The 13,797-nt window shown below is 58.9% G+C and carries 15 protein-coding genes and 1 pseudogene; 7 read left to right on the top strand and 9 right to left on the bottom strand.

Annotation, left to right across the window (positions count from 1 at the left end; all coding sequences use genetic code 11):
* Positions 1-25: 25 nt before the first annotated feature.
* The gene (gene rsmI / locus CK910_RS07235) at positions 26-859 is read right to left on the bottom strand and encodes a 16S rRNA (cytidine(1402)-2'-O)-methyltransferase (protein ID WP_043139964.1); all 834 of its coding nucleotides are present in this window, start codon (positions 857-859) and stop codon (positions 26-28) included.
* 199 nt (positions 860-1,058) lie between these two features.
* Here rsmI and CK910_RS07230 point away from each other — a divergent pair, with 199 nt between their 5' ends.
* Genes CK910_RS07230 through dolP form a run of 4 tightly spaced genes read left to right on the top strand, consistent with a single transcriptional unit; the run spans position 1,059 to position 4,342 of the window.
* Positions 1,059-2,846, top strand: coding sequence for a penicillin-binding protein activator (locus tag CK910_RS07230; protein ID WP_253852835.1), 1,788 nt, complete (start codon positions 1,059-1,061; stop codon positions 2,844-2,846).
* Positions 2,767-3,159, top strand: coding sequence for a YraN family protein (locus tag CK910_RS07225; protein WP_098981849.1), 393 nt, complete (start codon positions 2,767-2,769; stop codon positions 3,157-3,159). Before CK910_RS07230 ends, CK910_RS07225 begins: the two co-directional genes overlap by 80 nt.
* 9 nt (positions 3,160-3,168) lie before the next feature.
* Positions 3,169-3,759: a D-sedoheptulose-7-phosphate isomerase gene (locus tag CK910_RS07220; RefSeq protein ID WP_005305871.1), complete on the top strand. Its 591-nt coding sequence runs from the start codon at positions 3,169-3,171 to the stop codon at positions 3,757-3,759.
* Positions 3,760-3,763: 4 nt separating this feature from the next.
* On the top strand, positions 3,764-4,342 hold the full coding sequence (gene dolP / locus CK910_RS07215) for a division/outer membrane stress-associated lipid-binding lipoprotein (protein ID WP_042867884.1): 579 nt from the start codon (positions 3,764-3,766) through the stop codon (positions 4,340-4,342).
* Between the two features lie 47 nt (positions 4,343-4,389).
* Here dolP and CK910_RS07210 read toward each other — a convergent pair whose 3' ends face one another.
* The 8 genes from CK910_RS07210 to zapE all read right to left on the bottom strand — a co-directional run bounded on the left by CK910_RS07210 (position 4,390) and on the right by zapE (position 10,563).
* A complete protein-coding gene (locus CK910_RS07210; RefSeq protein ID WP_172955261.1) occupies positions 4,390-4,815 on the bottom strand; it encodes a ClpXP protease specificity-enhancing factor in 426 nt (141 codons plus the stop codon).
* Positions 4,812-5,441, bottom strand: a complete 630-nt coding sequence (sspA, locus tag CK910_RS07205; protein WP_011707594.1) for a stringent starvation protein SspA — start codon at positions 5,439-5,441, stop codon at positions 4,812-4,814. The genes CK910_RS07210 and sspA overlap by 4 nt, the downstream gene beginning before the upstream one ends.
* Positions 5,442-5,528: 87 nt before the next feature.
* Entirely contained in the window at positions 5,529-6,263 is a 735-nt protein-coding gene (locus CK910_RS07200; RefSeq protein ID WP_065402434.1) for a cytochrome c1, read from the bottom strand.
* The gene (locus tag CK910_RS07195; RefSeq protein ID WP_042867879.1) at positions 6,260-7,477 is read right to left on the bottom strand and encodes a cytochrome b; all 1,218 of its coding nucleotides are present in this window, start codon (positions 7,475-7,477) and stop codon (positions 6,260-6,262) included. Before CK910_RS07195 ends, CK910_RS07200 begins: the two co-directional genes overlap by 4 nt.
* Before the next feature lie 2 nt (positions 7,478-7,479).
* Complete coding sequence (gene petA, locus CK910_RS07190; protein WP_005305890.1) at positions 7,480-8,070, bottom strand: ubiquinol-cytochrome c reductase iron-sulfur subunit; 591 nt, start codon at positions 8,068-8,070, stop codon at positions 7,480-7,482.
* A gap of 295 nt (positions 8,071-8,365) precedes the next feature.
* Positions 8,366-8,758 carry a 30S ribosomal protein S9 gene (rpsI, locus tag CK910_RS07185; RefSeq protein WP_042019610.1) on the bottom strand — a complete coding sequence of 131 codons (393 nt, stop codon included), beginning with the start codon at positions 8,756-8,758 and terminating at the stop codon, positions 8,366-8,368.
* Positions 8,759-8,773: 15 nt separating this feature from the next.
* Positions 8,774-9,202: a 50S ribosomal protein L13 gene (gene rplM, locus CK910_RS07180; protein ID WP_042039071.1), complete on the bottom strand. Its 429-nt coding sequence runs from the start codon at positions 9,200-9,202 to the stop codon at positions 8,774-8,776.
* A 266-nt stretch (positions 9,203-9,468) separates the two neighbouring features.
* Positions 9,469-10,563 carry a cell division protein ZapE gene (gene zapE / locus CK910_RS07175; RefSeq protein WP_098981844.1) on the bottom strand — a complete coding sequence of 365 codons (1,095 nt, stop codon included), beginning with the start codon at positions 10,561-10,563 and terminating at the stop codon, positions 9,469-9,471.
* A gap of 140 nt (positions 10,564-10,703) precedes the next feature.
* On the opposite strand from zapE, the pseudogene CK910_RS07170 reads away from it, so the two are divergent.
* The 3 genes and pseudogenes from CK910_RS07170 to degS all read left to right on the top strand — a co-directional run bounded on the left by CK910_RS07170 (position 10,704) and on the right by degS (position 13,755).
* A pseudogene (locus CK910_RS07170) lies at positions 10,704-11,083 on the top strand (YhcB family protein).
* A gap of 81 nt (positions 11,084-11,164) precedes the next feature.
* Positions 11,165-12,526: a Do family serine endopeptidase gene (locus CK910_RS07165; RefSeq protein ID WP_042867873.1), complete on the top strand. Its 1,362-nt coding sequence runs from the start codon at positions 11,165-11,167 to the stop codon at positions 12,524-12,526.
* Between the two features lie 89 nt (positions 12,527-12,615).
* Positions 12,616-13,755, top strand: a complete 1,140-nt coding sequence (gene degS / locus CK910_RS07160; protein ID WP_043139974.1) for an outer membrane-stress sensor serine endopeptidase DegS — start codon at positions 12,616-12,618, stop codon at positions 13,753-13,755.
* Positions 13,756-13,797 lie beyond the last annotated feature (42 nt).

Below are 13,797 nucleotides of genomic sequence, written 5' to 3'. Positions count from 1 at the left end.
AACCTGCAATTGGCCTTTCCCCGGATTAATAGTGCTCGAGACCGTATTTGTAGAGGGCATTCTTCTTGACGCCATGGATCTCGGCGGTGAGCGCTGCCGCTTTCTTCAGCGGCAATTCGGCCACCAGCAGCCCCAAGGTGCGGATCGCCTCAGCGGGCAGCTCTTCATCTACCTTGCTGGCACCGGCGACCACCAGCACGATTTCGCCACGGCAGCGGTTATCGTCCTGACCGAGCCAGGTCAGCATCTCGGAGGCAGGCAGACCATGGATGGACTCGAAGGTCTTGGTCAGCTCACGGCATACCACCACCTGACGCTCTCCCAGGATGCGAGCGATCGCTTCTACCGTATCCTGTACCCGGCGTGGGGATTCGTAGAACACCAGCGAACGGGTGTCTTCGATCACCGCCTGCAGCCGATCGTCACGGCCCTTGGTTTTCGCGGGCAGGAATCCTTCGAAGGCAAAACGATCGGTCGGCAGGCCGGCGGCGCTCAACGCCGTGATGGCGGCACAGGGACCGGGCAGCGGCACCACCTTGACCCCAGCCTCACGACAGCGGGTGACCAAGTGGTAACCAGGGTCGCTGATGAGCGGGGTGCCGGCATCGGAGACCAGGGCGACGTTCTTGCCCTCCTTGATCCTGCCGATCAGCACATCGGCTTTCTGCTGCTCGTTGTGATCGTGCAGCGCGAAGGTCGGCACCGAGATTTGGTAGTGGCTGAGCAGGATACCGGTATGACGCGTATCCTCGGCGGCCACCAGATCGACACTGCGTAAAATGTCCAATGCACGCTGGGTGATGTCCGCCAGATTACCGATCGGAGTGGGGACTATATACAGGGTTGGGATGTCACTCATGGGATCTCCGAGTGTCCCGACAATTGTGTCGCCATATTGGCCCGTTTACACTATGGAGAACTTCAACACTGGTCGGGGAATGAACTTGAACCGGGTTACAAAGCAGCTAAGTGTATCACGACTCTTCGGCATCCTACTCGCGGCAGTACTGCTCGCCGCCTGTGCGTCGGAGCCCAACCAACCTTCCGGGCAACCAGGCATGCCGTCTGCGTTCTCCAATCTGACCAAGAATGCCCAGTGGTATCTGGAGCAGGTGGACCCGGCCAAACCGGCCGAAGCCTTCACCTGGCAGGTGATGGCGGCGCGCAGCTATCTGGCGCTCGGCCAGGCCAAACCGGCCTCGGCCCTGTACCAGCAATTGCAAAAGCAGGCCCAGAGCGCGGAGCAGAAGGCACAGCTGCAACTGTTGCAGGCACATCTGTTGCTCGCCCAGGGCAACGCCAATCAGGCGCTGATCCTGCTGGAGGGCAAGCCGGAGGTGGCGCTGGATGCCGATACCCAGAAGGACTGGTATCGCCAGCGGGTAGTGCTGCAACTGGACATCAACAACAAGTTTGGTGCCGCCAAGTCGTTGATCCTGCTGGAGCCCTATCTGGCCCAGAATGAGCTGGCGACCAACCATCAGCAGATCTGGTCGCTGCTCAAAAGCATGACCCCGTCCACCCTGCAGGCGCTGGAAGAGGCCCCGGCCCCCGATGTGACCACTGGCTGGCTGCGACTGGCGGCACTGGTGAACGAGTTCGGCGCCCAGCCGAACCAGCTGGCCCGCCAGCTGGCAGGCTGGAAGCAGGCCTTCCCGAACCACCCGGCCCAGACAGACATGCCGGCGGGTCTGGGTGACCTCGCGACCAGCAACATCAATACGTTGCAGCAGATCGCCGTGTTCCTGCCGCTCTCCGGCAACCTGGAGCCTCAGGGCGCCGCTATCCGCAATGGCATGTTGATGTCTTACAAGGAGAATCAGGGCCAATTCACCCTCAACTTCTATGACACCCAGGCCAAGGCGATGGGCGAGCTCTACAAGCAGGCCATTCAGGAAGGGGCCAACATGATCATAGGCCCGCTGCTCAAGGACAGGGTCGAGGATCTGCTCAAGTCCAATCCGAGCGTGCCCGTGCTGGCACTGAACGAGCTGGACAAGCCGATCGTCAATGACAACACCTTCTACTTCTCCCTCTCGGCTGCCGCCGATGCGACCCAGGCCGCGCAATATCTCTACGGTCAGGGTTATCGCAAGCCCTTGTTGATCGCCGCCCAGGGGCGGATTGGCTACAGCAGCATCAAGGCGTTCGAGCAGGCATGGGCCACAGTGAGCCAGGACAAACCGGTCGTGGCCACCTTCGGTGCCCGCAACGAGGTGCAGGGGATGGTCAAGAATGCCCTGAGCGGCCGCTCGACCGCCCGGGCCGGGGAAGTGGTGCAACTCTCAGCCGCCGCCCCGCGCAGCATAGATGTGGTCTATGTGGTCGCCAACAGCCTGGAGACCCGGATGATCAAGCCCTATGTGGACATCTCGGTCAATCCCATGGGCAGCCTGCCCATCTACAGCAGCTCGCGCAGCTACGACAGCGCCACCACCGAGGTCGCCTCCGAGCTCAATGGCATGCACATCTCCGATATGCCGCTGCTGCTGGGTGGCTACGAGAAGCAACGGGAGCAGATCGCCCTGCTCTGGCCACAGACCCAGGGTGACCTGCTGCGCCTGTTCGCGCTCGGCTACGATGCCGTCAGCCTGGCGGAAAACCTGCAGCAGATGCGCAAAGTCAATGCCATGCAGCAACCGGGCATGAGCGGCCAGCTGAGCGTGGACGCCAGCGGCAACATAGTGCGGGTACTGGACTGGGCCACCTACCAGAACGGCAAGCTGATCAGCGACAGTGCCATGCCCCAGCTCGAGGGAGCCTCCCATGAAGGGTCTATTGGCACGGATGAGCCAGCAGTGGCAGAACCTGTTCCCGTCACCGACGAGCAAGGGACAGCACTTTGAGCAGGTAGCGGAGCGCTGGTTGCAGGCCCGCGGCCTGCAACCCGTGACCCGCAACTACCGCTGTCGGGGTGGCGAAATCGATCTCATCATGCGCCAGGGGGAAACCCTGGTGTTTGTTGAGGTCCGCTACCGCGCCAACACCAGCCATGGCGGAGCAGCCAGCTCGGTCACCCGGCGCAAGCAGCACAAGATCGTGCTGGCAGCGCGCCACTATTTCAAGCAACATGCCATCAACGAGGCCAGCCAGGCCTGCCGATTCGATGTGATTGCGTTCGAGGGCGACCAGCCAGACTGGATCCAGAACGCATTTTAAGAGGACCCTATGACTGACCGCATCAAAGAGAACTACACCGAAAGCATCCAGACCAAGATTGCCGCCGCCGAGGCGCTGCCGGACGCTATCCATACTGCGGCCCAGATGCTGACCATCTGTCTGCTCAATGGCCACAAGGTGATGGCATGCGGTAATGGTCCTTCAGCGGCGCTGGCCCAGCTGTTCATCTCCGAGCTGGTCAACTGCTACGAGACAGAGCGCCCCTCCCTGCCCGGCATGGCGCTGACCCCCGACATGGCCACCATCAGCGCCATCGCCACAGACCATGGCTTCGAGGAGGTCTATGCCAAGCAGATCCGGGCGCTGGGTCAACCCGGCGACATCCTGGTGGTCATCACCACCACGGGCAACAGCCGCAGCCTGATCAAGGCAGCCGAAGCCGCCCTTTCCCGCGACATGACCATAGTGGTACTCGGCGGCGGTGACGGTGGCGAGATCGCCGGCCTGCTCGGCCCCAACGATGTGGAGATCCGGGTGCCATCCGCCCGTCGCCCCCGCATTCTGGAAGTGAACCTGTTGACCCTGCACTGCCTGTGTGATCTCATCGACCAGACACTTTTCCCGCAACAGGAAGATTGAAACCATGAAGAAACAAACCCTCCTGCTCGGCCTGCTGGCCGGCACCCTGCTGCTGCAAGGCTGCGCGGCCGTGGTGGTGGGCGGTGCCGCCGGTACTGCCAAGGCTTCCGGCGATCGCCGCACCCTGGGTGCCCAGTGGGACGATCAGGCCATAGAGCTGAAAGCGGCCAACCTGCTGGCCGACAACAAGCCGCTGAGCGCGGCCAGCAAGATCAGCGTTTACAGCAACAACGGCCGCGTGTTGCTGGTCGGTCAGACACCTTCTGACGCCTACAAACTCGAGGCGGGCAAGGTCGTTGCCCGGATCGAAGGGGTGCGCCACGTCTACAACGAGCTGCGCCTCGGCCAGCCGGTCAGCATAGGGGTTCGCAGCAATGACTCCTGGATCACCTCCAAGGTCCGGGCGGACATGCTGGGAGCCAAGAACTTCGACAGCGCCAAGGTCAAGGTAGTCACCGAGAATGGCGAGGTGTTCCTGATTGGCCTGGTCACTCGCCAGGAAGGGGATCAGGCCGTCGAGATAGCCCGCCACGTCAGCGGCGTGAAGCGCGTCATCAAGGCTTTCGAGTTCGCCCAGAACTGAACGATGAACACACCGCCATAAAAAAACGCAGCCAACTGGCTGCGTTTTTATTTGATGACTTTCAGCGTCGGACGACCGGTCGGACGAGGTGGTTCCGGCTCGGGCTCCACAGGTGCTTCGGCCTGCTCCAGCCAGAGGTCGTAACCCGGCTCGGGCGGGAACAGAGTACCCACGCCATTCTCCCGGGCATGAATGGCCAGTACGGCCGCCATCGGGATATAGACCTGCTGGGAGACGCCACCGAAACGGGCACTGAAGCTGATGGCTTCATTGTCCATGTGGAACTGTCCCACCGCACGCGGCGCTATGTTCAACACGATTTGCCCATCCTGGACAAATTGCATCGGCACCATCACATGAGGGATGTTGACGTTGACCACCAGATGCGGGGTCAGATCGTTATCCAGCAACCAGTCAAAGAACGCCCGCAACAGATACGGGCGACTGGGTGTCATTGTCGGTTCCATGCTCATACGCCAGCGCGGATCTCGCGCTCGGCTTCGGTCAGGGAAGCCTGGAAGGATTCACGCTCGAACAGACGAACCATGTAGGCCTTCAGCTCCTTGGCACCACGACCGGTGAAGTCGATGCCGAGGCTCGGCAGACGCCACAGCAGCGGGGCCATGTAGCAGTCGACCAGACCGAACTCTTCGCTCATGAAATAAGGCATTTCACCGAAGATGGGCGCGATGGCCAGCAGGTTGTCACGCAGTTCGGCACGCGCCGCATCCACGTCAGTCCCCGCCATGATCTTGTCGGCCAGGGAGTACCAGTCCAGCTCGATGCGATGCATCATCAGACGGCTGTTACCACGGGCAACCGGGTAGACAGGCATCAGGGGCGGGTGCGGGAAGCGCTCGTCCAGATACTCCATTATGATGCGTGAGGTGTACAGTGCCAGCTCACGATCGACCAGAGTCGGTACAGTGTTGTACGGGTTCAGCTCGGCCAGCTCATCCGGCAGGTTGCTTGGGTCAACCTGGCAAATATCTACGCTAACACCCTTCTCCGCCAGGACAATGCGCACCTGATGGCTGAACATATCGTTGGCACCGGAAAACAGCGTCATTACCGAACGCTTATTGGCAGCTACAGCCATTGAACCCTCCCGTCATTAAAAAGCAGAAACGGCAATGAAGCATCTTGGTCTTCATTGCCGTGCATTATATTACCCGGATCTGGTCGCTTAGTGAACGTCGCGCCAGAATTCCTTCTTCAACAGCACAGTGAAGATGAAGAAGATCACGATGAATCCGAGTACCCAGAAGCCCATGCGTTCGCGCTCCTGTTGTACCGGTTCAGCCGAGTAGACCAAGAAGTTTACCAGATCCAGTACCGTCTGATCATACTCTTCGTTATTCATTTCACCGTTGCCGTCAGATTTGACACTGACAACCTGCTGGGTTTCCACCCCGTCGACCGTATGAGTGGCAAACTCGGCACGCGGCGTGCCTTGCAGCGGCTCCAGTACGTGGGGCATGCCCACGGACGGGAACACCACGTTGTTCACGCCAAACGGACGAGTCTCGTCCACGTAGAAGGAACGCAAATAGGTGTAGATCCAGTCTGCACCGCGCACCCGCGCCACCAGGGTCAGATCGGGGGGCGGCGCGCCGAACCACTTGGCCGCATCCTTCTCTGAAACCGAGTTCTCCATCAGATCACCGATCTTGGCACCGTTGACGATCAGATTGGCCGCCATCAGGTCTTCCGGAATGCCTATGTCTGCCGCAACCCGGTTGTAACGCTGGTACTGGGTGCTGTGGCAGCCAAAGCAGTAGTTCATGAAGGTGGTTGCACCACGCTGCAGGGACGCCTTGTCGTTCAGGTCATAGCTGGCCTTGTCCAGATGCACGGCACCGGTATTGGCAAATACCAGCGCCGGCAGCAGGGTCAGCACTGCAAAAATTATTCTTTTCATTTGAATGTCACCCTCTCCGGCAGCGGCTTGGTGCTTTCATTCTTGCTGTAAAAGAACAGCAGGACGAAGAACCCGAAATAACCCAGGGTACAGATCTGGGCAATCAGCGTCAGGGTCGGGGTCGATGGCAGCACGCCGAGGACACCGAGAATGACGAAGCAGACCACGAACTGGGCGATGTTCAGCTTGTGCAGGGTGCTGCGGTAACGCACCGAGCGCACCTTGCAGCGATCCAGCCAGGGCAACAGGAACAGCACTACGATGGAGAGACCCATCATGATGACGCCCAGCAGCTTGTCCGGCACCGCACGCAAAATGGCGTAGAAGGGTGTGAAGTACCACACGGGGGCTATGTGCGCCGGGGTCTTCAGGCCGTTGGCCACTTCAAAGTTAGGCTTCTCGAGGAAGTAGCCCCACATGTCCGGCTTGAAGAAGATGATGGCGCAGAACAGGAACAGGAAGCCTGCCACCCCGATCATGTCCTTCACGGTGAAGTAAGGGTGGAATGCCACCGCATCCAGCGGCCAGCCTTTCTCGTCCTTGTGCTTCTTGATGTCGATGCCGTCCGGGTTGTTGGAGCCCACCTCGTGCAGCGCCAGTATGTGCATGGCCACCAGCATCACCAGTACCAGCGGCAGCGCGATGACGTGCAACGCGAAGAAGCGGTTCAGGGTCGCCCCCGAGATGACGTAGTCACCACGGATCCACAGGGTCAGATCGTCGCCGATCACCGGGATGGCGCCAAACAGGGAGATGATGACCTGAGCCCCCCAGAATGACATCTGGCCCCAGGGCAGCAGGTAGCCCATGAAGGCCTCGGCCATCAGGCAGAGGAAGATCAGCATGCCGAAGATCCACAACAGCTCGCGCGGCTTCTGGTAGGAGCCGTAGATCATGCCGCGGAACATGTGCAGATACACCACCACAAAGAACGCAGACGCGCCTGTGGAGTGCATGTAACGCAACAGCCAGCCGTAGTCCACATCCCGCATGATGTACTCCACGGAGGCAAAGGCGCCTTCTGCAGAGGGGTTGTAGTTCATGGTCAGCCAGATGCCGGTGATGATCTGGTTGACCAGCACCAGCATGGCCAGCGAGCCGAAGAAGTACCAGAAGTTCAGGTTCTTTGGCGCCGGGTACTTGGCCATATGGTCGTTGTACATGGCAGTGAGCGGGAAGCGATAGTCGATCCAGCCCATCAGTTTGGCAAACATGGTCAAGCCTCCTTGCCGTCGGCACCGACCAGGATGGTGGTGTCGCTAAGATATTGGTACGGCGGAATGACCAGGTTCAAGGGTGCAGGCACCCCCTGGAACACTCGACCAGCCATGTCAAACTTGGAGCCATGGCACGGGCAGAAGAATCCGGAGGTCACGCCCTGAACCTGTTCACCGAAGTTGTCCGGCAGATAGGAGGGAGAGCATCCCAGATGGGTGCAGATGCCGACGGCCACGAAGATTTCCGGCTTGATGGACCTGTACCCGTTGTGGGCATAGTCCGGCTGCTGAGGTTCGTCGGAGGCTGGGTCGCGCAGCTTGTCATCATGGGCGGCCAGGGCATCCAGCGTCTGCTTGGTACGTTTTACCACCCAGACCGGCTTGCCTCGCCACTCCACACGGATGAGCTGGCCTGGTTCCAACTTACTGATATCCACTTCTACCGGAGCACCCGCCGCTTTGGCTTTGGCACTCGGGTTCCATGACTTTATAAACGGCACTGCGGTAAAAGCAGCTCCTACCCCACCAACGGCGACCGTTGACCAGGTAAGAAATCTGCGGCGACCGGTATCAACTGGCGCATTGCTCATCCAAAAACTCTCCCATGTGGACTCCGCACATTCTTATTGTGTCCCTGTTCCCCTTTCTTCCGTGACAACAGCGGCGGAAGCGGAGTTACAATTGTCACAGAAAAACCGAGGGAATTTTAAAGAAAAGATAACAACTTGACAAGAAAGAGAAGCGAAGGGCAAAAACAATAAATACACAAATATTTGTCTTTTGTGACGTGGTGTTAGCATTGGCGTAGGTAATATTACCAATAAAAAAAGCCTGGCACATGGCCAGGCTTTTTTGACACTCGTGAGAGTGCGTACCAAAAGCGAATTAACGCTTGGAGTACTGCGGACGCTTACGAGCTTTGTGCAGACCGACTTTCTTACGCTCAACCTTACGGGCATCGCGAGTAACAAAGCCTGCTTTACGCAGTTCGGCACGCAGGGTTTCATCGTACTGCATCAGAGCACGAGTGATACCGTGGCGGATTGCACCAGCTTGACCGGAGATGCCGCCACCGTTAACGGTGATGTACAGATCCAGTTTCTCGGTCATCTCAACCAGTTCCAGCGGCTGACGAACTACCATGCGGGCAGTCGGACGGCCGAAGTACTGCTCCAGGGAGCGCTGGTTGATGATGATTTTACCGCTACCCGCTTTGATAAACACGCGAGCAGTGGAGCTTTTGCGACGGCCGGTACCGTAGTATTGATTTTCTGCCATGTTGCCAGTTCCCGATTAGATATCCAGTACTTGAGGTTGCTGAGCAGCATGAGCATGCTCGGCGCCTGCGTAAACTTTCAGTTTACGGAACATGGCACGGCCCAGAGGACCCTTCGGCAGCATACCTTTGACAGCAGCTTCGATTACCATTTCCGGTTTACGCTTGATCAGCTTGTCGAAGCTGATTGACTTGATACCACCCGGGAAACCGGAGTGAGCATGGTACATTTTGTCGGTAAATTTCTTACCGGTTACGTGTACCTTCTCAGCATTTACAACGATGATGTAATCACCGGTGTCAACGTGCGGAGTGTACTCAGCTTTGTGCTTACCACGCAGACGAGAAGCGATCTCGGTTGCGATACGACCCAGAGTTTTACCTTCTGCGTCCACAATGTACCAGTCACGTTTTACGGTTTCTGGCTTGGCAACGAAAGTTTTCATTAAGTTAAACCCAATTACCTGTTACAGACCCAATTGCTTATGGGGGCTCTCCCACAAACAACAAACGATGGCCTACCTGTACCCCTTCGAATACAAGTAAAGCTTAAAGTGTTGCTGTCTTATCGACAGCTGTAACGTGGGCCGGGCGATTATAAGTGAAGTTGCCTTAAATATCACCTGCTAATTTCACTGCCATGAAGCTAGCAAATGTCGCCCGGCCCTACCTGCCGCAGATGCCCATCCGACTGGCAGGCGCGGTATTGTGACTAAGGAAGGTGCACTCTGGCAAGGTATTCGTGCGATTGCATTTCCTGAAGCCGTGAAAGACAACGTTTGAATTCGAAATTCAGCAGCCCGTCCCCGTAGAGTTCTGTCATGGGGACTGCCGCCGACATGATGAGTTTGACGTGCCGTTCATAGAACTCGTCCACCATGGCGATGAAGCGGCGAGCCGCGTCATCCGTGCCCGCCCCCATGGGTTGCACATTGGCCAGCAGCACGGTGTGAAACAGTCGGGCCAGCTCTATGTAGTCGCTCTGTGAGCGAGGAGTGCAACAAAGTTGCTCGAACTCCATGTAGAGCACCCCTTCCCCCATCCCCAGCGACGCCAATTGACGATGGTTGATCTCGACACTGCCCGCCCGAGCCTCTTCCAGCCCGGTTAACTGTTGAAAATAACGATCCAGATTCGCTTTTGCCTGCTGATCCAGCGGAGAGTGATAAATCTCAGCCTGCTCCAGGGTACGCAAGCGATAGTCGATCCCGCCATCCACGTTAAGTATCTCGCAATGACGCTCGATCAATGCGATAGCAGGCAGAAAACGGGCGCGCTGCAGGCCATTTCGATAAAGATCCAGTGGCGGTATGTTCGAGGTGGCCACCAGTACCACGCCGTGACCAAACAACTCCTGGAACAAGGTTCCCAGCAGCATGGCATCCGTGATGTCGGAGACAAAAAACTCATCGAAGCAGATGACGTCTATCTCGCTGGCGAGCTTGCCGGCGATGAGCTTGAGCGGATCGGCCTGGCCGGTCAGCCCCTTGAGCTCGTCGTGCACCCTGTGCATGAAACGGTGGAAGTGGATCCGCAGCTTTCGCGTCCCCGGCAGGCTCTCGAAAAAAGTATCCATCAGCCAGGTCTTGCCTCTGCCCACTCCGCCCCACATATATAGCCCGAGGACAGGATCCTTGGCCTTGGTCTTTTGCAACCAGCCCAACAGGCTGCGGGATCTGGTCGGAGTCGGGCTTTGGCACAAATCCTGATAGAGTCGCTCCAGGCGGGTCACGGCCATCGCCTGAGCCGGGTCGGCCACAAAGCCGGGGCGCTGCAAATCCTGCTGATATTTTTGCTGCGGGGTCATCCTGTCAACCGCCTCCAAGTCCCTGAATGAAGGACAAAATGGTATCACGCTCTCGGGGTGCACGGTATAGTGCCATCAAGGCGTAGCGGTCGTCCGGGCCGCATCAACACACATTGATTTAGCTGTAACAAGGAGCATCTATGAGTCTGTTAAACGGGATCCTGCTGGCTGTCGCCGCCTTGATTATCGGTATCATCATCGGTCGCTTCACGGTGCGCAGCCGGGATGCCGGACGTCTGGAACAAGAGCTGAAAAAAGCGCACACGGAGCTGGAAAGCTACCAGGGCCAGATCAATACCCACTTCGCCGACAGCGCCGCCCTGATGGAGCAGCTGGCCGAGCAGTATCAGACCCTCTATCGCCACATGGCAGAGCAGAGCAAATTCCTGGCCAAAGCACAGGAGCCGCTGTTCCGCGAAGCGCTGCTCGACGAGAGCAACGATGCACCGGCCAATGAAGAACCGGGTATCCCCCCCGTGACTATGCCGGAGCCTCCGGTCTGCTCAAGCAGTCCAGTTAGTTCCTTGCGGAACTAATTGCGCTGTATCGTGGTCAGACCTTGACGATTGCATTGCAACTTTTTCTGGGAGCTGTTTTTCATATGCGTAAACCTCTTTCTGTGTTCAGTGTGTTAGCCCTCAGTGTCGGTATCGCCATGTCAGCGGCCCCTGTGCAAGCTGCACTGCCCTCCTTGCTGGCGAACAACCAGGAGATGCCGAGCCTGGCGCCGGTTCTCGAACAGGTCACGCCTGCCGTGGTCAACATTTCCGTCTCTGGCAAAAAAATCACCCGCCAGCGTCTGCCGGAACAGTTCCGTTTCTTCTTCGGCCCCAACATGCCTGACGAGCAGGTGAGCGAGCAGCCCTTCCAGGCGCTGGGCTCAGGCGTCATCATAGATGCCAAGAAGGGCTACGTGATCACCAACGCCCACGTTGTGCACGAGGCGGACGAGATCAAGGTCAACCTGAAAGATGGTCGTGAATATGCGGCCAAGAAGATAGGTGAAGACAAGCAGTCCGACATAGCACTGCTGCAAATCAAGGCCGAGGATCTGGTCCAGATCAAGTTTGCCGATTCGGACGAACTGCGAGTCGGCGACTATGCGCTGGCCATCGGCAACCCGTTCGGCCTGGGCCAGACAGTCACCTCCGGCATCGTCAGTGCCCTGGGCCGCAGCGGCCTCAACATCGAAAATCTGGAGAACTTCATCCAGACCGATGCGGCCATCAACTCCGGCAACTCGGGTGGCGCCCTGCTCAACCTGCGCGGTGAGCTGATCGGCATCAACACCGCCATCCTGGGCCCGAACGGCGGCAACATAGGTATCGGCTTCGCCATTCCGTCCAACATGGTGCGCGATCTGTCTGAACAGATCGTCAAGTACGGTGAAGTACGCCGTGGCCAGCTGGGGATCACGGGAACCGAGCTGACCTCAGAGATCGCCAAGACCTTCGGCTACAACAAGAAGGATGGTGCCTTCGTCAACCAGGTCATGCCCGACTCCGCCGCCGCCAAGGCCGGCATCAAGGCGGGTGACATCATCATCAGCATAGATGGCAAGGCCATCCGCTCGTTTGGTGAGTTGCGCGCCAAGATAGCGACCATGGGGGCCGACAAGCAGGTCGCCCTGGGCCTCATCCGCGATGGCAAGGAGCAGACCGTCAAGGTCATCCTGAAGAAGGCGGATGACAGCGAGATCCTCGCCAGCGTGCTGCACCCGGCACTGGAAGGGGCCAAGCTCAGCACCACCGCCGAACCGGTCACCGGCGTGGCTGTCTCCGATATAGATCCGCGTTCCCCTGCCGCCGCCTCCGGCTTGCAGAAAGGCGACATCATCATCGGAGTCAACCGCCTGCGCATCAACTCGCTGGACGAGCTGACTAAAGCGCTCAAGAACAAGCCCGAGGTGCTGGCACTGAACATACAGCGCGGGGAGTCTTCCCTCTACCTGGTGATACGTTAACGCCCTCACACCCGCGGCCCTCGCCGCGGGTGATTTTTATCCACCGATAGTGTTATTCTCTGCGCGCTGCATGTACGGATGAGAATGACATGAAAATCCCACCTTTGATCAGTTACTTGGGCAAGTCTGTCGGCTTCGGTTTAACCGTGGCGGCTCTCCTGTTGCTGCTGTTTCCCGATTTCCGTGGCGGTGCCCAGCTGCCCGGCATCATCACCAATGCCCGCGAGCTGAGCTTCTCCTATGCGGCCCACAGGGCCGGCCCTGCCGTCGTCAACATCTATACCCGCAGCTTCGCCCGCAATCAGGGCAACCAGGCCGAACTCAGGCCGCAAGGGCTGGGTTCCGGCGTCATCATGAGCCAGCGTGGCCATGTGCTGACCAACTACCATGTCATCGCCGATGCGGACCAGATCATAGTCGCGCTGCAGGATGGCCGCGTGTTCAGTGCCGAGCTGGTCGGCACCGATCAGCTGACCGATCTGGCGGTGCTCTACATAGAATCGGACAACCTGCCGGTGATCCCGCAGGATCCCGAACGGCTGCCGGATGTGGGGGACGTGGTGCTCGCCATCGGCAACCCCTACAACGTCGGCCAAACCATCACCCAGGGCATCATCAGTGCCACCGGCCGGATCGGCCTCTCCAGCATGGGGCCGGACAGCAACGGCCGACAGGATCTGCTGCAGACCGATGCCGCCATCAACGAAGGCAACTCGGGTGGCGCCCTGGTCAACGCCCGCGGTGACCTGGTCGGCATCAACACCGCCGCCTATCACCTCAACGGCAATCAGGAGAGCTACGGCATCAGCTTCGCCATCCCCTACAAGCTGGCCAAGCGGATCATGGACGAGCTGATCGCCAATGGCCGGGTCATCCGCGGCTACCTCGGCATCTCCAGCGTCGAGATCAACCCCATAGTGGCCCGCATGATGAACCTGGGCGATCTGCGCGGCCTGGTGATCGAGAGCCTGGATCCCAACGGCCCGGCGGCCAGGGGCGGGCTGACGCGGGGCGATGTGCTGCTCAAGATCAACGGGGAAGCCATCAGTGGCGTGCGCTCCGCCATGGACAAGATCGTCGAGAGCCGCCCCGGCACCAAGCTCACCATCTCGGTGTTTCGAGATGGCAAGCCACTGGAGGTGCAGGTCACCATAGAAGAAGACCTGCGCTACCAGCAAAAGCAGCAGAACAAGGGCAATGCCAGCGCGAGCGCCGCTGCCGCCAGCTGACGCCCGGCCCTCTCCATCACAAGGGCGGGATACCGCCCTTTG

This window comes from Aeromonas sp. CA23, from assembly GCF_002587065.1.
GTDB classification, from domain to species: domain Bacteria; phylum Pseudomonadota; class Gammaproteobacteria; order Enterobacterales; family Aeromonadaceae; genus Aeromonas; species Aeromonas bestiarum.
Note: the sequence above shows the minus strand (reverse complement) of the source record. Positions and strands in the feature narration are given on the sequence as shown.